Source organism: Pseudomonas sp. HLT2-19-2, from assembly GCF_054898005.1.
The window spans coordinates 3,890,571-3,910,108 of the sequence record NZ_CM142712.1 but is presented as its reverse complement, the minus strand read 5'-3'; the positions used below and the strand labels follow the sequence as shown (position 1 = coordinate 3,910,108).

Here is a 19,538-nt window from a genome sequence, read left to right as displayed (position 1 = left end):
CATGACCCTTCAACAATCCCGCCGTCTGCAAAGCCTGCTGCTCGGCACCCTGGCCTGGGCCATCGCGATCCTGATCTTCTTTCCGATCTTCTGGATGGTGATGACCAGTTTCAAGACCGAAATCGATGCGTTCGCCACGCCGCCGCAGTTCATCTTCACCCCGACGCTGGAGAACTACCTGCACATCAACGAGCGCAGCGATTACTTCAGTTTCGCCTGGAACTCGGTGGTGATTTCGTTCAGCGCCACGGCCCTGTGCCTGCTGATCGCGGTGCCGGCGGCGTACTCGATGGCGTTCTACGAAACCCAGCGCACCAAAGGCACGCTGTTGTGGATGCTCTCGACCAAGATGCTGCCACCGGTGGGCGTGCTGATGCCGATCTACCTGCTGGCCAAGAGTTTGGGCCTGCTCGATACGCGGATCGCCCTGATCGTGATCTACACGCTGATCAACCTGCCGATCGTGGTCTGGATGATTTACACCTACTTCAAGGACATCCCCAAGGACATCCTCGAAGCCGCGCGCCTGGATGGCGCCACCCTGTGGCAGGAAATGGTCCGGGTGCTGCTGCCGATCGCCAAGGGCGGCCTGGCGTCCACGGTGCTGCTGTCGCTGATCCTGTGCTGGAACGAGGCGTTCTGGTCGCTGAACCTGACCTCGTCGAAAGCCGCGCCACTGACCGCGTTGATCGCCTCGTACTCCAGTCCCGAAGGTCTGTTCTGGGCCAAGTTGTCGGCGGTGTCGACGCTGGCCTGTGCGCCGATCCTGATCTTCGGCTGGATCAGCCAGAAACAATTGGTCCGCGGCCTATCGTTCGGCGCCGTGAAATAAACGCCCCAACCCCTGTAGGAGCACGGCTTGCCGGCGAAGGCGATCTCCCGGACGCCTTCGCCGGCAAGTCGGATCGCCGCACCGCTGGCTCCTACAAAAAGCCCGTCCGGCTCAAATGAATAAAAACAAGCGGAGGCCCATCACCATGGCCAACCTGACAATCAAGAATCTGCAAAAAGGCTTCGAAGGCTTTTCCATCATCAAAGGCATCGACCTGGAAGTGAACGACCGCGAGTTCGTGGTGTTTGTCGGCCCGTCGGGCTGCGGAAAATCCACGTTGCTGCGCCTGATCGCCGGCCTGGAAGAGGTCAGCGGCGGCACCATCGAACTGGATGGTCGCGACATCACCGAAGTCAGTCCGGCCAAGCGCGATCTGGCGATGGTGTTCCAGACCTACGCCCTGTACCCGCACATGACGGTGCGCAAGAACATGTCGTTTGCGCTGGATCTGGCGGGTGATGACAAGCAGGACGTCGAGCGAAAGGTGACTGAGGCCGCCCGGATCCTGGAGCTGGAACGCTTGTTGGAACGTAAGCCGAAGCAACTCTCGGGCGGTCAACGTCAGCGCGTGGCCATCGGCCGCGCCATCGTACGCAATCCGAAGATCTTCCTGTTCGATGAGCCACTGTCCAACCTCGACGCCGCTCTACGGGTGCAGATGCGTCTGGAGCTGTCGCGGCTGCACAAGGAACTGCAAGCCACGATGATCTACGTGACCCACGATCAGGTCGAAGCCATGACGCTCGCCACCAAAGTGGTGGTGCTCAACGGCGGTCGAATAGAACAGATTGGTTCACCGCTCGACCTCTATCACCAGCCTGCCAATCTGTTCGTGGCAGGCTTTTTGGGCACTCCAAAAATGGGCTTCCTCAAGGCCACCGTGGTTGCCAGCAGCTATCAGGGTGTAGAGGTCGAGCTGGCCTCCGGTCGACGTTTGCTCATCCCTCGTGACGCAAGCACGTTGAGCGTGGGCAACCCGGTCACAGTCGGCATACGCCCTGAACACCTCAGCCTGGATGATCAAGGGCAACTGCCCATCACCACAGACGTCACCGAACGCCTGGGCAGCGACACCTTCTGCCACGTCGTCGCCAAGTCCGGTGAAGCACTCACCGTACGCGTCAACGGCGATTGCGATGTCGCTTATGGAGAGCAGCGGTGGGTCGCGCTGGACGTTGCGCATTGCCATTTGTTCGACGAGCACGGGAAGGCTATCGCCCCGTTGGTGCGACTCGCCGCCTGATCTTCAAGCCTCTCCACTGCCCTCGGTTGGGCGTACCCGATATTCAAGAAAACGGATGAACAATCAATGAAACGACTAGAAGGTAAAAGCGCGCTTGTCACCGGATCCGCCCGAGGCATTGGCCGTTCTTTTGCTCAGGCCTATGTGAATGAAGGCGCAAGGGTAGCCATCGCTGACATCAACCTTGAACGCGCCCGGGCCACGGCTGAAGAGCTTGGGCCGAACGCCTACGCTGTCGAGATGGACGTGACCGACCAAGCGTCTATCGAGGATGCGATGGCTGCCGTCATCGCACAGACAGGCAAGTTGGATATCTTGATCAACAACGCTGCGCTCTTCGATCTCGCGCCCATTGTCGACATCACCCGCGACAGCTTCGAGCGATTGTTTTCGATCAATGTCGCAGGAACACTGTTCACCCTTCAGGCCGCTGCTCGTCAGATGATTCGGCAGGGGCATGGCGGCAAGATCATCAACATGGCCAGCCAGGCTGGCAGGAGAGGGGAAGCGCTCGTGGGGGTGTATTGCGCGACCAAAGCGGCCGTGATCAGCCTTACACAATCAGCAGGTCTGGACCTGATCAAGCATGGGATCAATGTGAATGCCATCGCGCCAGGCGTGGTAGACGGCGAGCACTGGGATGGCGTCGATGCAATGTTCGCTCGATATGAGAATCGGCCATTGGGTGAAAAGAAAAGGCTCGTGGGTCAAGAGGTGCCTTTTGGACGGATGGGGACCGCTGATGACCTGACGGGAATGGCGATATTCCTCGCTTCGTCCGAGAGCGAATATGTGGTGGCTCAGACCTACAATGTCGACGGTGGAAACTGGATGAGTTGATTTCAAGGCACAGGCAATTGCAATGGCAACGCGTACCCATCAATGCTAAAAAAGCGGCCAGCCCGACCCAGGTCAATGGCCGCTTTTGACGCCTGCCAACGTCAAGCATCTTGCTAGTTGCCGTCCGCCACCTTGCGTTCTATCTCAGCTATTTTTCGACTGAGCTCCTCAGCGTCCTGCTCCTTGGTTGGGGTTGAAGAGGGCGTAATGGTTTCATCCACACTTTTGGCGTCAGGGTCCCTGTCCTCAGGATCTTTTTCGACGTCGTTGACTCTGTCATCGTTGTTCATATCGCTTACCTCCATTGACCTGAACATTGGATTCAGCGCTATGGCTGGAGTTCGAGATTTTTTGTCGCCGGTCCCCGTGACCAAACGGCGCCAGCGCTGATGCGCGCCTGCATCAAAGCCGGGGTCAACTATCTGGACATCACGGCCGAGATCAACGTTTAGCAACCGCACTCGCTGAACGATGCACTTCAGGTGCCTGGCTGCCTCAGCGGGTTCTGTCCGTGAAATTGCAATCCCTCACCCTCATCAATTAATGTATGTTTCATATGCATTTCATATTGGATGAGTCAGTGGGTATCGTAAAAATTTCAGAGGGCATGCACGAGAATTTGCGCGTCGCCAGCGATGCGCTGAGCCGCTCGATCAACGCCCAGGCTGAGCACTGGATGCGCATAGGGATGCTTGCGGAGTTACATCCCAACCTGGATCACAGCGACCTCTGCCGCGTGCTGATTCGTGCCGAACTGGCGGGGGGGCTCGATTTAAAACAGCTCTGCGCACTCGCCGATTTTTCGCAAAGCTCCCAGGTTCATGTAACACCAGGAGCCAAGCAATGAAGGCGAATGTCGCTATCAACAGCCCGGCAGAGATAGCCATGTCTCGCGCTGCAGGCACGCTGGCCGCCGAGGTCCTGGCCATGATTGCTCCCCACGTCAAAGCAGGGGTCACCACCGACGAACTTGATCAGCTCTGTCACGACTACATCGTCAACGTGCAAAAAGCCATTCCAGGCAATGTCGGCTATCACGGCTTCCCGAAAACCGTGTGTACATCGGTCAACCAGGTGGTCTGCCATGGCATCCCTTCGGCCAACGCACTCAAGGATGGCGATATCGTGAATATCGACATTGCCGTTATCAAGGAGGGCTGGTACGGCGACACCAGCCGCATGTACTTCGTGGGGGAGCCCGGCCCGGATGCTCGGCGCCTGGCGAAGACGACCTATGAAGCGATGTGTGCCGGTATTCGCGTCGTCCGCCCCGGCGCTACGCTGGGCGACATTGGCCATGCCATTCAGACCGTGGCCGAAAGAGACGGATTCAGCGTCGTGCGCGAATACTGCGGTCACGGTATCGGCAAGGTTTATCACGATGAGCCGCAGGTCCTTCATTACGGCTACCCAGGCCAGGGTTTGACACTGAAAACCGGCATGATCTTTACCATTGAGCCCATGCTGAACGCTGGCAAACGCCATGTGAAAACGCTGGCTGATGGCTGGACCGTGGTCACCAAGGATCACTCGCTCTCGGCTCAATGGGAGCATATGGTCGCAGTCACTGACGACGGCTTCGAGGTTCTGACCCGTTGGCCCGATAGTGTCGATGGGTATCCCGCCATCGTTTAGGCGCGTCGTTCATCACACTCGAGTGGGCCAGGATTACTGGCCACAACACCCTTTTTGTCGATGCTGAAGACCCACTTCGTCACGGCTTTCAGCTTGCCTGATCAATCGCATAATGGCGCTAGTGGTTTTGAAACTTTTGTGGTTAGCATGCGCGTTATCAACGCACCCAACGACAGGGTCGTTAACGTAACCGAGTGGATCAAACATTGATCGAGCGACGGCAATTTAGCGGAGGCATGAAGGGGAAAAATCTTCGCTATCTGAACGATAACCCCAACGAGACGACTCAAAGGGTTCGGACAGGATTTCTGTTGCTCGAGCATTTCTCGCTGCCCGCATTCACGCAAGCACTGGATACGATTGTCACCGCGAATCTACTGCGACCCCTGTTGTTCTCTTCCCGGACATTTGGCTTGAACGATGGAGAAGTCGTCAGTGACCTGGGCTTGGTCATTCGGCCAGATGCCCGTATCGATTGTTCAGCGATCCAAGACCTGGATTTGCTGGTCATTTGTGGTGGCTACCGAACAGAACTGAAGGCGAGTGATGATTTCATCAGTCTGTTGAGAGCGGCGGCAGACCAGGGTGTCAGTCTGGCCGGGTTGTGGAATGGCGCATGGTTTCTGGGAAGGGCAGGCTTGCTTGACGGATATCGTTGCGCGATTCACCCCGAACATCGCCCCGCACTCGCGGAAATCGCCAAGGCGACGCATGTCACCAGTGAGCCCTACGTCATTGATCGAGACCGGCTCACGGCTTCCAGTCCCTCGGGGGCGTTCCATATGGCGTTGGACTGGATCAAAGGGCTGCACGACAAAGCACTCGTCGAGGGTATCGAGGACATCCTGGCTTTCGAGGAGTCTCGTTATCGGCGCATAAAGCCGACTGAAAATATCTGTGTGAGCGCGCCATTACGCGAGGTGGTGAAACTGATGGATGCCAACCTCGAAGAGCCTCTGGAGTTGGAGCAGTTGGCCGTTTACGCAGGCCGTTCTCGTCGACAACTCGAGCGCTTGTTCAAGGAGCAACTGGGTACAACGCCACAACGGTATTACATGGAATTGCGGATTACCGAAGCGCGTCGACTGCTCCAGCACACAGAGCTGTCCCAGGTGGACGTGTTGGTTGCGTGTGGCTTTGTATCGCCCAGCCACTTCAGCAAATGCTATAGCTCGTACTTTGGATACCGGCCTTCCAAGGAAACGCGACTCGTCAAATAGGGGCGGCGCAATTTTACAGTCGGGTTCAAAACCCTATGTAGCCGTTCATAGTGGTAGTGCATGATTGCCCGGTAGGGGTTTTGATTGGTTTTGGAACAGTACGAGCATATTTCAAGCTGCGTGCTCCACTCGCGGCCACCGGCTCTGACCAGTTGTCCGTGCTCCAACGCCTCTGCAACAGCGCACACGGCCTAAGCCGCCTACGGGCGGTTTTTTTGCAACTGTAGTTCCGCGATCTGAGCCCGTTCAGGGCTTAGGGGCCGACGTAATAACTCGTCTGCGTTCTTGCAGACGGAGAAATCCCTGCTTAACTCTGAATCAATGGTCAGTCAGTGACTCATTGGTCACGGTAGCCATCGGAGCACCCTCGCGCTGTTGTTGCTTGCCCGTGTTGCCAGGTTAAGCCCGAGGAGGCCTATGCGCTAACGCTTGAAAACCGCCCTGAATTATTAATGTATTGGCCTGGCACTTCGCTGTCAGGTCCACGTGTTGTGCTTTCTGCGATAGGGCCCTGTGGGCATCCCTCACGCTGTGCGCTTAGTCCAATGGGTTCAAGGAAGTAAATGACATGATGCCGAAAACTGCCATCGTCGAGATCTGCGGGAAGTACAAGGTTTATACCGAGCACTATCTCAACACTGCAGCTGACAAGACCATCATTCTGGTCAACGGCTCGCTGGCAACAACCGCATCCTTTGCCCAAACGGTGCGTTATCTGCAGCCGCAATTCAATGTGGTTCTCTACGACCAGCCCTACGCCGGTCAGTCGAGGCAACACAATCTCCACTGCCAACCGATCCGAAAGGAAGACGAGGCAGCGATACTGCTGGAATTAATCGAACACTTCTGTGCGCACCACGTGCTGTCTTTTTCCTGGGGCGGCGCGGCTACCTTGTTGGCGCTGGCCCAGCGGCCGCGACGAATCGAGAAGGCGGTGATCAATTCATTCGCAGCGCGGATCAATACGCCGATGCGCGATTACCTGGAAAGCGGCCTGAACCATCTCCAGGCCTGCGACCGCCTCAATGTCGGTCGCTTGATCAACAGCACGATCGGCAAGCACCTTCCATCGCTGTTCAAACGCTTTAATGACCGCCATATCCGCAGTCTGGCCGAGCACGAGTACAAGCAGATGCATTTCCACGTCGATGAGGTGCTGACCCAAGACACCCATTGCTACGTCGCCTGTGCCGGGGCCATCGAAATCCCGCTGCTGTTCGTCAACGGCGAATGGGATGAGTACACCTCGGTAGAAGACGCCTGGCTTTTTGCCGATCATGCCCCTCAGTCCCAGTTCCATACCATCAAGAACGCCGGGCACTTCCTCGATATGGAACACCCGGCGGCCTGGCATGACACTCGGCAGGCCTTGCTCGGTTTTCTGCAGCCGGCTTCCAGGACGCAGGGCCGTGTTGCCTCAGATATCCAGGTCAATCACGTACGAGCCATTAGTTCGAGGCGTCGACAATGGGTGTCAGACGCCGCTCCATGATGATCGTGCGCTCGGCACCGTGAAATTCGTCGCGGACTTTTCGATAACCCAGCTTGAAGTAAAAGGCTTCTGCGGTAATGGAGGAGGGGACGCGCAGTACCTCGATTTTTGCGTGTTGGGCGACAGAATGAAGCGTCGCCATCAGCTGCCTGCCGAGTCCGCGCGCTTGATGGCTTGGCTCGACGAATACGCTGCGCACAACGTCTTGATCTAGGCTGGCCGTGGCGACCACGCGCTTATTGATGGTTGCGACAAAGACCAAGCGTTGTTTCAACAAAGCGCGGATGGCCTCGGCAGAAAAGCTTTTCTCTACCTGCGAAATGACTTCGGGCGGATAGTCCAGGGCATTGGACTTGCGCAACGACTGAATGATGACCTGGCTTATGACTGCCGCATCGTCAGGGGTGGCGAGTCGAATCTGGTTATTCATTTGAAGACCCCAGTCCTTGTGTCCTTCGCTTGAAGGCTTCCCACGCCTTGGCGTCCTCGGCCTTCGGCACGCGACGTTGGCCGATTTCTGCAGTTTGTGGGAGAAATCGGCCACGCTACAATCCATTATCCCCGCGAGCTATCGAACCACTCCAGCGCCGTGCGCCAGATGCAGATCCCCAGGAAATAAGCCGACATCAGCAGCCAAAGCCCCATCACCATCGGGTTGATCACCGGATGGTTGACCACCAACGACAAACTGCACAGCAGCCAGATCGCCGTCACGGCGATGTTGATCGGCATGAACTTGCGCACGCGGAACGGGTGGAGGAACTTCATCCGGGTCACGGTCAACAGCGCCAGGCCGATGACGGTGAGAAAAGTGATCCACGGCGATGGGGCGATGATGTACAGGCACAGGGCTACCACGTTCCAGGCGGCGGGGAAGCCCTGGAAGTAGTTGTCTTTGCTCTTCATGTTGACGTTGCAGAAGCAAAACAGCGACGAGACCAGAATCAGCGACACGGTCAACAGCAGCGTGTAGTCCGGCAAAGGTATGTAGCGATAGATGAACAGCGCTGGGATAAACACATACGTCAGGTAGTCGATGACCAGATCGAGGATCGAGCCATCGAAACTTGGCAGCACCGACTGGACATTGACCTTGCGCGCCAACGCGCCGTCCAGGCCATCGACAATCAGGGCGACGCCCAGCCACAGCAAGCAGTTTGTGGCCTGGTTTTCCAGCAAGGCGAGGGTTGCGAGGAAGGCAGTGACCACGCCAGTGGCGGTAAAACCATGGGCGCCCCATGCTTTGAGCCTGGCGATGTGTAGGGTCGATATCACGGGGGTGTTCTCCAGAAAGTGAAGCAAGCCTGTTATCACCCCTTCAATTGGGGGTGTCGGCAAACGAAGTCAGGTTGCATGTATCGACCGGGTATCCGGGGATAAGGTTCACCATCTGTAAATCTTAGCTGGGCGGCAAAAAAATACCCCGGATAAATCCGGGGTATTAAATGAAACATCGGCACAGGGCGATATTTTTACTCAAACGTGGCTATCTCCGGATTGACCTGGTGCAGATCGGCTCATTCACAGCACCTTGCTCATAAACACCCGACTCGTGCCTTGCGGGTTGCAGGGCACTTCCCCGAATCGCTGCCAGCCGTTTTTTTCATAGAACTCCGGGGCCTGGAAACTGAGGGTATAGAGCACTGCCGAGTTGCAACCGCGACGGCGACCTTCGTCTTCGTACGCTTTGAGCAGTCGAGAACCGAGCCCGGAGCCACGCAGTGACTCGGGCAAGTAGAAAAGATCGAGAAACAGCAGGCCGAGCGACGTACGCCCGGTAATACCGCCCAGCACCTGATGGGTTTCCGGATCGCGGACCGTTACCGCCAGCGACTGGCGGTCGTTGATTCCGGTCATCTGTTCATTGAAGGCACTCAGCCCGGCGCTAAGTACTTGCTCGACTTCAGGTTCGATAACGTCGCTGACGACAATCAGAGGGCGGTCCATGTGTTGGTTGATCCTGTGGGCATCGGGTTAGCGAGGGTAGAACACTCGCAGCCGATGGTCATCAGGGTCAGCCAAACGGTGGTGGCGCATTTGCCAGCGAGTACTATCGTTGCTTGACTATCACTCCCATCGATGAGGACATCGTCATGAACACCAGCGATCTGCTCGAACAACTTCTGCGAGCCGGTCAAGGCTCAATGTCGCAACAGGGCGGCGGTGGCGCGTCGGCCCAAGGTGGCCTCGGCGGGCTCGGTGGATTGCTCGGTGGCCTGTTGGGCGGTGGCGCCGGTTCAAGCGCCGGGGGCGGTGGCCTGGGTGGTTTACTCGGTGGCCTGCTGGGCGGAGGCTCAGCCATGGGCGGTTCGACCCGGACCCGGTCGGGTGGTGGTACCAACTACGCGGCGCTGGCTTCGCTCGGAATGATGGCGTTCCAGGCTTATCAGGCCTGGCAACGCAGCCAGGCCTCGGCGCCGCAACAGGCACTGCGCACTGTTGACCTGTTGTCCGGCCCGGAAGTCGAGAACCACAGCCATGCGATCCTCCGCGCGTTGATTGCGGCGGCCAAGGCCGACGGCCGGATCGACGACGCCGAGAAGCAGATGATCAGCACCGAAATCGGCCGCCACACCGACGATCCAGAGCTCCAGCAATGGCTGGACGATGAAGTCGCGCGGCCACTGGACGCCGCCGATGTGGCGCAGTCGGCCACGGATCCTGGCATGGCGGCGGAGATGTACCTGGCCAGTGTGATGCTGGTGGACGATCAGCAGGACGCCGAACGTAGCTATCTGGATGAATTGGCTGCTGCGTTGAAAATCGAACCGGAGCTGCAAGTGCATCTGGAGCAACAGGCCAAAGTTGGCGTGGCCTAATGATCGCTCGCCATCACACTGACTGAAGCTGCTGAAACCGACCCACTAGGGATATGCACATAACCCCCAAGTGAAACGGTGGTGGACTTACCCCCAACCGTCACTTCCACCTGCCCGTCAATGACGTAGAACGCCTCGTCCCAAGGGTGAAAATGCGGACGGCCCACCCCCTTGCACGCCCGCCCGCGAGAATGGTGATGGCCTCACCCACGACAATGACCGGGTCGGGGTTTTTTGGGGCTCGATGACATGAACCGTGCGCATGATTGCTCTCCGAAGGATGAGTCCACACCCGCTGAGTATATTCACTCGAACGTCCGCCAAGCCCCTCGCCACAAGCCCGTCTGTCTGGGCGATTTCAACGCAGATGGAATTTTTTTCCGCGCGTGTCGCTCTGCTGATGTAGAGACGTGCTGATTCAGCGTCCTGCCACTGGCCTCAGACCGAGAGACACACCCATGACTGCCCTGACACGACTTGAATCCCTGCCGGCCCACGAACGCTCGATTCTGACCGCCGGCAGCTTGAAGCTTATCTATGAACAGTTATTGCTGAGCGACGATGTCGAACATCAGCGCGCACTCGGCAAAACCTTCCTCGAGGCTCAACTTGCTCACGCAGCAGACTTGCCTGAGGACATGCCGCAAGACCTGTCGGCACTGCAAACCTTTGTCGAACAACACTGCGTCGAAGTCGCTCGCCAATACGCCGACTACTTGCAAAAACGCAAGGAAGGCGGGCCGCGGCAGTTCTTCACTAACAAGGCGCACGCGTTGTTTTTCCTGCAAGCCGTTGCCCCGACCAAACTGGTGGACGGTGCGTGGCTGTATGGCCTGCTGCAGCACTGGCATGACCCTCGTTTCGAAGGGTTGATCTGCACTTATCTGGAAGAGTTGGGCGAGGGCAACCCGGCGCAAAATCATGTGGTGATCTACCGCAAACTGCTCGCCGAGCATGGCTTACAAGACAACGGCTTCATCGACGATGAGCGTTACCTGCAAGGTGCGGTGCAATTGGCGCTCGGTTATTGCAGCGACGATTTTTTGCCGGAGGTGATCGGCTACAACCTCGGTTATGAACAATTGCCGCTGCATTTGCTGATCAGCGCCTATGAACTCAGCGAGTTGGGTATCGATCCGTATTACTTCACGCTGCACGTGACCATCGACAATGCGAGCACCGGCCACGCGAAAAAAGCCGTGCAGTCGGTGCTGCAATTGCTGCCGGTGGAAGGTGACCGCGAAGATTTTCTGCACAGGGTCGCGTTGGGTTATCGGCTCAACGATCTGGGGCAGGGCAGTCGCGCGATCATCGAGTCGTTCGACTTGTACGGCGAGTTGCTGAACATGCTTGAGCGCAAGCGCCCGTTTGGTCAGCACATGCATTCCGACTACTGTCGGTTTGAAGGCAAGACGGTCAATCGATGGCTGTCGTCGCCGGAGCAGTTGCCAGGTTTCCTCAGCGCCCTGGAAAACAAGGGCTGGATCAAACGTCACCAAGACCCGCAAGCCAGCCGTTTCTGGCAATTGATCGATGGCAACGGCGCGGCCATGTTCGGGGTGTTCAGCCCCTACGAAAAACAGCTGCTGCACGACTGGATCGCCGGAGACTGGCGACCTGAGCGTTCGCCGGCAGCGGTTCGACGTGGCACCAGCGTCGCGACCGAACCGCCAGTACCCGCCAATGACCCGGATATCCAAAGCCTGCACGCTACACTTAAAGGGCTTGCCGCCGACGAGCAAATGCAGGTGTTGATCCCATGGCTTTCTGCCCATCGGCACGCTCACCCGGCTGGCCTGATGGCCACGCGACGGTTCATCGAACTCAAATCCGGATTTCGATAGGGAGCCCTTCATGCATCAGGAAGAACAGCTGAGCGCCGCCGATCTGGCCTTACTGCAACTGGGGCGCCGCTTGCAGGCTGACGGATACCGATTTATCACGCCAACGCCGCTGACCCATCAGCGGGTGAATGATCGCGCCTTCGGGCAAAGCGCCCGGACATTGCGTGAAGTATTCGGCTGGTCGCGGCCGTTTGAACCCGATCTGTTGTCAGTGGATGAACAGCGGCAGTTGCAACAGGCGGGCGTCCTCGAGGAAGGCAATGGTCGACTGAGAAGTCATGTGCGCTGGTCAAGCCTCGATGACCTGCTGTTCGTGCATTCGGGCTACCCCACCGACGCCGCTGATGCGGTGTTCTTCGGACCCGACACCTACCGTTTTGCCCGGCTGATTCACGCCCATCTGCAACAGAGCTTCGCGCCCATCAGGCGCGCCGTGGACATCGGCTGCGGTGCGGGCGTTGGGGCGATTGTGATTGCCCGCGCTCGCCGGGAAGCCGAAGTGCTGGCCGTGGACATCAACCCGTTGGCGTTACGCATGACGGCAGTCAACGCCGCGCTCGCCGAGGTGACTAACGTCAGCATAGAGGCCAGCGATGTGCTGCAGGACGTCGACGGCAACTTCGACCTGATCGTCGCCAATCCACCCTACATGGCCGACCCGGCCGAGCGTGCTTACCGGCATGGCGGCGGGGCGTTCGGCGCGCAATTGTCGCTGCGCATTGTCGAGCAAGCCCTGTATCGGTTAGCCCCCGGTGGCTCTTTGGTGCTGTACACCGGCGTGGCGATGATCGATGGTCTCGATCCTTTCCTGGATGCGGTGACGCCGCGTCTGGAATCGCCGATGTTCGGCTGGACTTACCACGAACTCGACCCTGACGTGTTCGGTGAAGAACTGTTAACCCCTGGCTATCAACGGGTGGAACGCATTGCCGTCGTCGCCCTGATCGTCACGCGCATCGGCGCAGGCATCGGCGCAGGCATCGGGGGAATCGTTACGTCGTCCGCAGGTGCGCCATGACCAGGAGCCTGGACGATTACAATCGCATGCGCGACTTCTCGGCGACCTCTGAACCGGCCGCCGCCAAACGCGGGGGCAAAAAAAATGCGAAAGACCACGCCTTGCAGTTCTGTATCCAGAAGCACGACGCCTCGCGCCTGCATTACGACTTTCGCCTGGAATTCGATGGCGCGCTGAAAAGCTGGGCGGTGCCCAAAGGCCCGTCACTGGACCCCAAGGTCAAGCGCCTGGCGGTCCACGTCGAAGACCATCCGCTTGATTACGCGACCTTCGAGGGCAACATTCCTGAAGGGCATTACGGCGCCGGCGATGTGATTGTCTGGGACCGAGGGGTGTGGATTCCACAGGATGACCCGGCCAAGGCGTACGCCAAGGGCAAGCTGAAGTTCGAGTTGCAAGGTGAGAAGCTCGGAGGCCTGTGGAACCTGGTGCGAACGCACATGCCGGGCAAGCAGGAACAATGGTTTCTGATCAAGCATCAGGACGGCGCAGCCAAACCCGAAAGCGATTACGACGTGGTCACCGCCGAGCCCGACAGCGTGCTCAGTGATCGGACCATCGTTGCTAAAAAGTCGAAGACCGCTGCCAAACCCAAACCCATCAAAAAACCCGCCGCCGAGGCGCGCAAGGAACAGTCGGCGCCATTGACGGGCGCCCGCAAAGCCAAATTGCCGGACTTGCTCAAGCCGGAACTGGCGACGCTGGTCGAAAAAGCCCCGGACGGCGAGTGGAGCTATGAGATCAAATTCGATGGCTATCGGATCATGGCCCGCATCGACCACGACGAGGTCAAACTCTTCACCCGTAACGGTCACGACTGGACCCATAAACTGCCCAGACAAGCCGAGGTGTTGGCTTCGCTGGGTCTCGAATCCGCCTGGCTCGACGGTGAAATGGTGGTCGCCGACGAGCAGGGCGTGCCGGACTTTCAGGCCTTGCAAAACGCCTTCGACTCGGGCCGCAGTGGCAACATCGCCTACTACCTGTTCGATATGCCTTACCTCAACGGCGTGGACCTGCGCGAGGTGCCTGTCGAGGAGCGAAGGGTTGCGCTGTCGACGGTGCTCACCCCTAATAAAGACCCGTTGCTACGCTTCTCCGATGCCTTTAGTGAAGAGCCGGAAGCGTTGCTCAACAGCGCCTGCCAAATGCAGATGGAAGGGTTGATCGGCAAGCGTCGGGGCTCGCCTTACGTTTCACGGCGCAGCAGCGACTGGATCAAACTCAAGTGCAAGCATCGGCAGGAGTTCGTCGTCGTTGGCTTCACAGATCCCAAAGGTTCGCGCAATGCCTTTGGTGCGCTGCTGCTGGGATTGCATGACCGCGACAGCGGTGAATTGCGTTACGCGGGCAAGGTCGGCACCGGGTTCAACGAGACGACGCTCAAGCGCATCTACGAGCAACTGAAACCGTTGCAAACCAAAAAGAGTTCAGTGGTCAATCCACCAACCGGTTTTGACGCCAAGGGTGTGCACTGGCTCAAGCCCACGCTGCTGGCTGAGGTCGCTTTTGCCGAAATGACCAAAGAAGGTTCAGTCCGTCATGCGGTGTTCCATGGTCTGCGTGACGACAAACCTGCCGAAGACATTACCGAGGAGCGTCCAAAAGCCGTGAAGCCCAAAGCCGCTAAAAAAGCCCCCGCAGAAAAACCCTCTACCGCGACCAAAAAGAAAACCACCCAAGCCGCACCCGCGCCCTCACAAATCGGCCTGGGCGAGGGCAAGGTGCGCATCACTCACCCGGACCGGGTGATCGACGCCAGCAGCGGTACCACCAAAGTGCAACTGGCCGAGTATTACGCCAGCGTCGCCGAATGGATTTTGCCCGAATTGAAGGACCGACCCGTGGCGCTGGTTCGCGCCCCGGACGGCATCGCCGGCGAACTGTTTTTCCAGAAAAACGCCGAGCGCCTGGCCGTTCCGGGGATCACCACCCTGGACAAGGAACTCACCGGCCAACCGGTGATGATCATCAATAATGCCGAAGCCCTGATCGGCGCCGTGCAAATGAGCACCGTTGAGCTGCACACCTGGAACGCTACCTCGGACAACCTCGACAAACCCGACCGCTTCGTCCTCGACCTCGACCCGGACCCGGCGCTGCCCTGGAAAAGCATGGTGGAGGCAACTCAACTGACCCTGTCGGTACTCGATGAGTTGGGGCTCAAGGCGTTCCTCAAGACCAGCGGCGGCAAAGGGATTCACCTGGTGGTGCCACTGACCCGCAAGCTCGGTTGGGACGAGGTGAAAGACTTCAGCCACGCGATTGTCAGCCACATGGCCAAGTTGCTGCCGGAGCGTTTTTCCGCCGTGTCCGGACCGAAGAACCGGGTAGGGCGGATCTTCATCGATTACCTGCGCAACGGTCTGGGCGCCACGACCATCTGCGCCTACGCCGTGCGCACCCGCGAAGGGCTGCCGGTGTCGGTGCCGATCTTTCGCGAGGAGGTGGGCGAGCTCAAGGGTGGGAATCAGTGGAACGTGCACACCGTGCATGAACGCCTGGCCGAGGTCGGTGATGAACCTTGGGCGGACCTGAAGAGCACCCGGCAGTCGATCACCGCCGAGATGCGGCGGCGGGTCGGGATGAGGAAGTAGTCGAGACGCCGCTGAGCGCTGGCGTCACGTTGGTTTTACCTGCATGAGGCGGCGAGCGTGGCTCGCCGCCCCAAACGACTACTTCTTGCCGACAGCGGCGGCCAGCAGCGGCGCCGCCTGTTCATCGGTCAACGCCGCATGGACTTCCATGCTCATGAGGTCGTTCCATTGCAGCACCCATTTCTGAATCTGTACGGCATCACTCGTTTCAGCGATGCCAAAACCGTTAGAACCACCGACGGCATGCCAGCGCCCCAACATCTTGACGCCTTCGGGTGGAGCGCCTTTGGTTTCGAGAAAACGCTTGATCACGGCGTTTCGGTTTTCCGGACTGATGGACCAACTGACCATGAATAACATCTGCCACCTCCTGCTACGGATTGGCACCTGTTTCTCTTCGCGCACCTGGCTGGCGCCGGGACCACGGTCACGCGTGTGTTTCCAGCTTCATCCTTGACTGGTTGCAACCATTACTCCCATGAGAAGGCATAGCAGCGGCCCAGACTCTGCGTATGACCGCTGATCCTGTTTCGTTGCGGGGCTCTGGTTTCACGCGTCGCGCAACAGGTCGTTGGCATTGAGCAGCGCGTAGGCAATTTCCGGGTGCCGCTCAAGACCGCGACGAATCGCGGCAGGGATCGACTGACGGGTTTTGCGGCATAGCCCCGGCTGATCGCCGAGATTAATACCGATACCGCGCATGGTTCGTACTTCGTTGAAACCGGGAACGATGCTCACGCTGATGCCCAACTGCTCGTACATCCGCTGTTGCAGACGTTCGAGGTCACTCAGGCTCTGGAGGTTCTCCAGGCGTTCGATCAGGCGCTTTTCCTCTGAACGGGTCAGGAACAGGATGCGCACGTCCGCCCCCGGTGTTTCCAGCAGCGGGTCACGCCCGCAGTCGCAGGCGCCGGGCGGGCAGGGTGGGCGAATCGGAAGCGTGGTCGTCATGGGCATCAATCATAGAGTGCTCCGATCGGGTTTGCCCATAGGGTTTCTTGCCCTTCTGGCGAACGGGTCACGCCGCGTCCAGGCTTAATAATCAGCCTTGATACCGAGGCGCTACGTGAGCCTGTTATCGCTCGCAACCACCTCGGTCTGACGCTGGGCCTGGTCACTGATGTGGATGCCCGACCCCAGCGCGCACAAGGGCACGCCAGGGCATCGGTCAATCGTGCGCCGACGCCCACTGCCCAAAGGGCTCAGCGCACCAACACCGGCAGGGCAGCGATGTGACTTATGTGGTGGTGAATGCGCCTTGAGTCGGGGGTCATGCCGTTGGTGACAGGTTGCTATCGACCCAAAGCCGTTGCCGAGTGTTGAATGGCTTCTTCTTGATTACGCCTCCCAGTTTTTTCTGTGAGCAGGGGCGCCCAAGTACAGTGACCTAGTTGCGATTCTCTAGAGCAAGACAGTTTTGCCACTCACCAGCTGCCGTAAGGTATTCCGAATTGTTCGATGTAGCGCTTGGATTTTTCACTCACCGGGTAAGCATAACGGCCTTCATTCTTGCCTTGGCTGGGGCCCAAAGGCTCAATCTCTGCTTGGGCATGCGCCACCTCGACGGGACGGTGGCATGAGTCTCTGACCCATACTTGTATGACGCCACCGGGGGCTAGGCCCATGTAAATAGCGGCCATGTATCGCGCCTCTTGTTCCGGGGTTTGCGGGCAACGTTGCATGATCGATGAGCGCATTAGCTGTCTGGCTTGCTCGGGGATGTCCACCCAGACTTTATAGGTCTGCGGCTCTACGATGGACTGCCAGCGCACGAAAATGCGTTTGGGTAGATCAGCGCCGATTACTGTTTTGCCGGAACCGCCAACGCCTCGCCAACCTTTGGCAGACTCTGTGCCGTCATCGGGTTGGCCGCCTGAGGCAGAGCCGCCACCGGTGTGGTGAAACACCTTGCCGCTTATGTCTTCTACGGCACTGTCCTCCACCCACACCTTCATGTAGTGGGGTTCGGTAAACGCCAGTTCCCACCATTGAGACTTAGGGTCGTTTTTTGCTGAAAGCGGGTCGGCAGACTGACAGCCGGCGATGAGCAGAATGCTCAGTAGCGTGATGAGTCGTTTCATTACCAAAGCGTCCATTCAAGTACATGAGGGTGTTGCACGCGAATCGCGTCCTGCGTCGGGGCATTGATGTAAACAGCCTTTAGACCGCTACCATCGTTTCTACCTAAAGGGTGATGATTTGCCGGAGGGAGTCCGCTGGTTGTCGGCAAGAGAGCCGCCCAGCCGCTGGGCAATGGCGCCACCGGTTGTTGAGCCACCTACCAGTTGGAGCGAGGTGCCTTCGGCGGTGATTGCGGCCCCAGTGGCCAGCACGGCCCACAACCCGTAGTCCGCCAGTTTCTCAACGGGGACGAACCCTGCTGGATTGGTGTGATTGATTTCGCCGTCCGGCAGGTTACAGCTTTTGGCAAACACACAGCCTAGGGGGTGGGCTTTGCGTCTGGCTTGGGTGGGAGGTCTTTGTATTGCGCCCACTGCTGAGCGCTAATATCAACGGGTTCGACGCCGCTGTTGCGATAGCCCTTGGACGGGTTGGGTACGTAGCCACTCAATCCTTGATTCCTTGTTCCGATCCTTGATGAACGGTCGCAGGGTGACAGTCGAGGATCGGCGAAGCAATGGATAGCGCTTTGACTCTATGCGGGCGAACATCCATTCTTTAGCCAGTATCGATGACTCCCACTATCTGACGTGCACGCCCACTTTTAAACATCGCTGGATGTGGTTTGTTTAAACGCCCGCAAGGTTACTTCCTGAAAGCTACAAGACCTTGCGCCGTTGCCTACGGCTACGCCAGAATTCGCCGGCTTGTGCGCCTTGGCCCTGGCCTCTATCGTTTCCCTGCCACTGCCCTTCAGTGGTCGGGTTTAGTAGCCCGTGGTGTTTTCAGTAAGGTGCATGAGTTCTGTCAGGCAGGTAGTTTCCTACCTCTCCTTGATGGTGGCTGTGCGCAGGGCGCTTCGGCGCGCCGGTAATTGCTGATACTCCCCGGTCTACTAACCTGTGCATAGCCGCCACCCTTCTTTTAGTAGAGAAGCATTGGCGGCTCCATTCAGGAGTGTCAGCAAATGATCAAACCTTCACCAAACCCGCCGGACACCGATCCGGTCTCCCCGTACGAATCCGATTCAAACAAACTCAACGAAGCCGCCGAGCGAGCTCTCGATTACCACTTCCCGTCGATTGCCGACATCAAAGCCACCCCGCGAACACGCAGCACCCTGTTTTCCGTGGACGCAGAGGCGACGGCCGAAACCCTGGCGGTGTATCTGGTCGAAATCCTGGCCTCGGTTGATGTGATGGTCCACGAGTTGGTGGACCGCTTGGATGGTGGCTCGCGCTATTCCCTGTTGGGCATTTCCAATAGCGTCATGCTGGCTGAAATCACGGCAAACCGATTGCTGGACCTGATCGAGCCACCTGAATAGGTGCGGTCTGCTGTCGTGATCTGCTCACCGCATCTTTGGGCTTGCCTTTGAAGGGGACGGCTTGGAGTATCGCGTTTTCGTTCGCGTTGGGGTTTATCTCAGCCCTAAACACTAAATAGCGGAGCGTATACTCGACAGCCCCTTTACCCCTCAAGCAAGAGATCCCCATGTCAAACCACGACATCACTTTCCTCCCCGACCCCGATCCGGAATCCATCTCCTCCGACGTCGCCGGTTTTGGCGGCCTGCTGGTCTCCACTCAGATCCCCACCCGCGCCGACGGCAGTCTGGAGTTGGGCGGTATCGTCGAACAGAGCGAATGCACCCTGCAGGCGCTCAAGGTTGCGCTGGAGCACGCCGGCAGTTCCATGGACCGGGTTCTGCATCTGACCATCTACCTCACCGACATGGCTGACCGCGCCGCCTTCAACGAAGTCTACCAGCGCTTCTTCGCCAAGCCCTGGCCGGTTCGCGCCGCCGTTGGCGTGGCCGCCCTGGCGGTCGAAGGCATGCGCGTGGAAGTCACCGCGATGGCGGCCAAGGGCTGAAT

At 58.4% G+C, this 19,538-nt stretch carries 20 protein-coding genes and 2 pseudogenes; 13 read left to right on the top strand and 9 right to left on the bottom strand.

Going from position 1 to position 19,538, the window contains the following annotated elements:
- The first annotated feature begins 1 nt into the window (after position 1).
- The 3 genes from ACYZTU_RS18160 (at position 2) to ACYZTU_RS18150 (ending at position 2,915) form a co-directional block, all read left to right on the top strand.
- On the top strand, positions 2-832 hold the full coding sequence (locus ACYZTU_RS18160) for a carbohydrate ABC transporter permease (protein ID WP_449645483.1): 831 nt from the start codon (positions 2-4) through the stop codon (positions 830-832).
- Positions 833-977: 145 nt separating this feature from the next.
- Entirely contained in the window at positions 978-2,075 is a 1,098-nt protein-coding gene (locus ACYZTU_RS18155; RefSeq protein WP_461964592.1) for an ABC transporter ATP-binding protein, read from the top strand.
- Between the two features lie 66 nt (positions 2,076-2,141).
- A complete protein-coding gene (locus ACYZTU_RS18150; protein WP_461964591.1) occupies positions 2,142-2,915 on the top strand; it encodes an L-iditol 2-dehydrogenase in 774 nt (257 codons plus the stop codon).
- A gap of 113 nt (positions 2,916-3,028) precedes the next feature.
- On the opposite strand, the gene ACYZTU_RS18145 is transcribed toward ACYZTU_RS18150, so the two are convergent.
- The gene (locus tag ACYZTU_RS18145) at positions 3,029-3,205 is read right to left on the bottom strand and encodes a hypothetical protein (RefSeq protein ID WP_461964590.1); all 177 of its coding nucleotides are present in this window, start codon (positions 3,203-3,205) and stop codon (positions 3,029-3,031) included.
- Positions 3,206-3,495: 290 nt separating this feature from the next.
- Between ACYZTU_RS18145 and ACYZTU_RS18140 the strand changes: the two genes are divergently transcribed.
- From ACYZTU_RS18140 to ACYZTU_RS18125, 4 genes are all read left to right on the top strand, one after another.
- On the top strand, positions 3,496-3,762 hold the full coding sequence (locus ACYZTU_RS18140; RefSeq protein WP_461964589.1) for a ParD-like family protein: 267 nt from the start codon (positions 3,496-3,498) through the stop codon (positions 3,760-3,762).
- On the top strand, positions 3,759-4,550 hold the full coding sequence (map, locus tag ACYZTU_RS18135; RefSeq protein WP_461964588.1) for a type I methionyl aminopeptidase: 792 nt from the start codon (positions 3,759-3,761) through the stop codon (positions 4,548-4,550). Before ACYZTU_RS18140 ends, map begins: the two co-directional genes overlap by 4 nt.
- A gap of 206 nt (positions 4,551-4,756) precedes the next feature.
- Positions 4,757-5,770 (top strand): GlxA family transcriptional regulator, encoded by a 1,014-nt coding sequence (locus tag ACYZTU_RS18130; protein ID WP_461971094.1) that lies wholly within the window; start codon positions 4,757-4,759, stop codon positions 5,768-5,770.
- A 568-nt stretch (positions 5,771-6,338) separates the two neighbouring features.
- Complete coding sequence (locus ACYZTU_RS18125; protein ID WP_461964587.1) at positions 6,339-7,262, top strand: alpha/beta fold hydrolase; 924 nt, start codon at positions 6,339-6,341, stop codon at positions 7,260-7,262.
- On the opposite strand, the gene ACYZTU_RS18120 is transcribed toward ACYZTU_RS18125, so the two are convergent.
- The 3 genes from ACYZTU_RS18120 to ACYZTU_RS18110 all read right to left on the bottom strand — a co-directional run bounded on the left by ACYZTU_RS18120 (position 7,219) and on the right by ACYZTU_RS18110 (position 9,209).
- On the bottom strand, positions 7,219-7,692 hold the full coding sequence (locus ACYZTU_RS18120) for a GNAT family N-acetyltransferase (protein WP_461964586.1): 474 nt from the start codon (positions 7,690-7,692) through the stop codon (positions 7,219-7,221). The two genes, ACYZTU_RS18125 and ACYZTU_RS18120, sit on opposite strands and share 44 nt — an antisense overlap.
- A 125-nt stretch (positions 7,693-7,817) precedes the next feature.
- Complete coding sequence (gene pcsA / locus ACYZTU_RS18115) at positions 7,818-8,537, bottom strand: phosphatidylcholine synthase (protein WP_461964585.1); 720 nt, start codon at positions 8,535-8,537, stop codon at positions 7,818-7,820.
- A gap of 246 nt (positions 8,538-8,783) precedes the next feature.
- A complete protein-coding gene (locus tag ACYZTU_RS18110) occupies positions 8,784-9,209 on the bottom strand; it encodes a GNAT family N-acetyltransferase (RefSeq protein ID WP_461964584.1) in 426 nt (141 codons plus the stop codon).
- 146 nt (positions 9,210-9,355) lie between these two features.
- Here ACYZTU_RS18110 and ACYZTU_RS18105 point away from each other — a divergent pair, with 146 nt between their 5' ends.
- Complete coding sequence (locus ACYZTU_RS18105) at positions 9,356-10,081, top strand: tellurite resistance TerB family protein (protein ID WP_461964583.1); 726 nt, start codon at positions 9,356-9,358, stop codon at positions 10,079-10,081.
- 29 nt (positions 10,082-10,110) lie between these two features.
- Here the strand turns inward: ACYZTU_RS18105 and ACYZTU_RS18100 are convergent.
- Positions 10,111-10,345 (bottom strand): annotated as a pseudogene (locus ACYZTU_RS18100) (cupin domain-containing protein); the annotation flags it as partial.
- Between the two features lie 194 nt (positions 10,346-10,539).
- On the opposite strand from ACYZTU_RS18100, the gene ACYZTU_RS18095 reads away from it, so the two are divergent.
- Genes ACYZTU_RS18095 through ligD form a run of 3 tightly spaced genes read left to right on the top strand, consistent with a single transcriptional unit; the run spans position 10,540 to position 15,540 of the window.
- Complete coding sequence (locus tag ACYZTU_RS18095) at positions 10,540-11,925, top strand: iron-containing redox enzyme family protein (RefSeq protein ID WP_461964582.1); 1,386 nt, start codon at positions 10,540-10,542, stop codon at positions 11,923-11,925.
- A gap of 10 nt (positions 11,926-11,935) precedes the next feature.
- Positions 11,936-12,943, top strand: a complete 1,008-nt coding sequence (locus ACYZTU_RS18090; RefSeq protein WP_461964581.1) for a methyltransferase — start codon at positions 11,936-11,938, stop codon at positions 12,941-12,943.
- A complete protein-coding gene (gene ligD / locus ACYZTU_RS18085) occupies positions 12,940-15,540 on the top strand; it encodes a DNA ligase D (protein ID WP_461964580.1) in 2,601 nt (866 codons plus the stop codon). Before ACYZTU_RS18090 ends, ligD begins: the two co-directional genes overlap by 4 nt.
- A gap of 78 nt (positions 15,541-15,618) precedes the next feature.
- Here the strand turns inward: ligD and ACYZTU_RS18080 are convergent, their stop codons facing one another.
- From ACYZTU_RS18080 to ACYZTU_RS18065, 4 genes and pseudogenes are all read right to left on the bottom strand, one after another.
- Positions 15,619-15,900 carry a DUF3303 domain-containing protein gene (locus ACYZTU_RS18080; RefSeq protein WP_461964579.1) on the bottom strand — a complete coding sequence of 94 codons (282 nt, stop codon included), beginning with the start codon at positions 15,898-15,900 and terminating at the stop codon, positions 15,619-15,621.
- A gap of 189 nt (positions 15,901-16,089) precedes the next feature.
- Entirely contained in the window at positions 16,090-16,491 is a 402-nt protein-coding gene (locus ACYZTU_RS18075; protein WP_461964578.1) for a hypothetical protein, read from the bottom strand.
- A gap of 473 nt (positions 16,492-16,964) precedes the next feature.
- On the bottom strand, positions 16,965-17,621 hold the full coding sequence (locus ACYZTU_RS18070) for a DUF2931 family protein (protein ID WP_461964577.1): 657 nt from the start codon (positions 17,619-17,621) through the stop codon (positions 16,965-16,967).
- A gap of 144 nt (positions 17,622-17,765) precedes the next feature.
- A pseudogene (locus ACYZTU_RS18065) lies at positions 17,766-18,112 on the bottom strand (S-type pyocin domain-containing protein); the annotation flags it as partial.
- A gap of 516 nt (positions 18,113-18,628) precedes the next feature.
- On the opposite strand from ACYZTU_RS18065, the gene ACYZTU_RS18060 reads away from it, so the two are divergent.
- Both ACYZTU_RS18060 and ACYZTU_RS18055 read left to right on the top strand, forming a co-directional pair.
- Positions 18,629-18,988 carry a DUF6124 family protein gene (locus tag ACYZTU_RS18060; RefSeq protein WP_461964576.1) on the top strand — a complete coding sequence of 120 codons (360 nt, stop codon included), beginning with the start codon at positions 18,629-18,631 and terminating at the stop codon, positions 18,986-18,988.
- Positions 18,989-19,155: 167 nt separating this feature from the next.
- Positions 19,156-19,536 carry a RidA family protein gene (locus ACYZTU_RS18055; protein ID WP_461964575.1) on the top strand — a complete coding sequence of 127 codons (381 nt, stop codon included), beginning with the start codon at positions 19,156-19,158 and terminating at the stop codon, positions 19,534-19,536.
- The last annotated feature ends 2 nt before the right edge of the window (positions 19,537-19,538 follow it).

Coding starts and splice junctions, on each gene's coding strand:
- ACYZTU_RS18075 (WP_461964578.1), bottom strand. CDS start 16,491: ATGACGACCACGCTTCCGATTCGCCCACCCTGCCCGCCCGGCGCCTGC.
- map (WP_461964588.1), top strand. CDS start 3,759: ATGAAGGCGAATGTCGCTATCAACAGCCCGGCAGAGATAGCCATGTCT.
- ACYZTU_RS18060 (WP_461964576.1), top strand. CDS start 18,629: ATGATCAAACCTTCACCAAACCCGCCGGACACCGATCCGGTCTCCCCG.
- ACYZTU_RS18125 (WP_461964587.1), top strand. CDS start 6,339: ATGATGCCGAAAACTGCCATCGTCGAGATCTGCGGGAAGTACAAGGTT.
- ACYZTU_RS18110 (WP_461964584.1), bottom strand. CDS start 9,209: ATGGACCGCCCTCTGATTGTCGTCAGCGACGTTATCGAACCTGAAGTC.
- ACYZTU_RS18150 (WP_461964591.1), top strand. CDS start 2,142: ATGAAACGACTAGAAGGTAAAAGCGCGCTTGTCACCGGATCCGCCCGA.
- ACYZTU_RS18120 (WP_461964586.1), bottom strand. CDS start 7,692: ATGAATAACCAGATTCGACTCGCCACCCCTGACGATGCGGCAGTCATA.
- ACYZTU_RS18095 (WP_461964582.1), top strand. CDS start 10,540: ATGACTGCCCTGACACGACTTGAATCCCTGCCGGCCCACGAACGCTCG.
- ligD (WP_461964580.1), top strand. CDS start 12,940: ATGACCAGGAGCCTGGACGATTACAATCGCATGCGCGACTTCTCGGCG.
- ACYZTU_RS18090 (WP_461964581.1), top strand. CDS start 11,936: ATGCATCAGGAAGAACAGCTGAGCGCCGCCGATCTGGCCTTACTGCAA.
- ACYZTU_RS18105 (WP_461964583.1), top strand. CDS start 9,356: ATGAACACCAGCGATCTGCTCGAACAACTTCTGCGAGCCGGTCAAGGC.
- ACYZTU_RS18145 (WP_461964590.1), bottom strand. CDS start 3,205: ATGAACAACGATGACAGAGTCAACGACGTCGAAAAAGATCCTGAGGAC.
- ACYZTU_RS18080 (WP_461964579.1), bottom strand. CDS start 15,900: ATGTTATTCATGGTCAGTTGGTCCATCAGTCCGGAAAACCGAAACGCC.
- ACYZTU_RS18160 (WP_449645483.1), top strand. CDS start 2: ATGACCCTTCAACAATCCCGCCGTCTGCAAAGCCTGCTGCTCGGCACC.
- ACYZTU_RS18055 (WP_461964575.1), top strand. CDS start 19,156: ATGTCAAACCACGACATCACTTTCCTCCCCGACCCCGATCCGGAATCC.
- ACYZTU_RS18155 (WP_461964592.1), top strand. CDS start 978: ATGGCCAACCTGACAATCAAGAATCTGCAAAAAGGCTTCGAAGGCTTT.
- ACYZTU_RS18070 (WP_461964577.1), bottom strand. CDS start 17,621: ATGAAACGACTCATCACGCTACTGAGCATTCTGCTCATCGCCGGCTGT.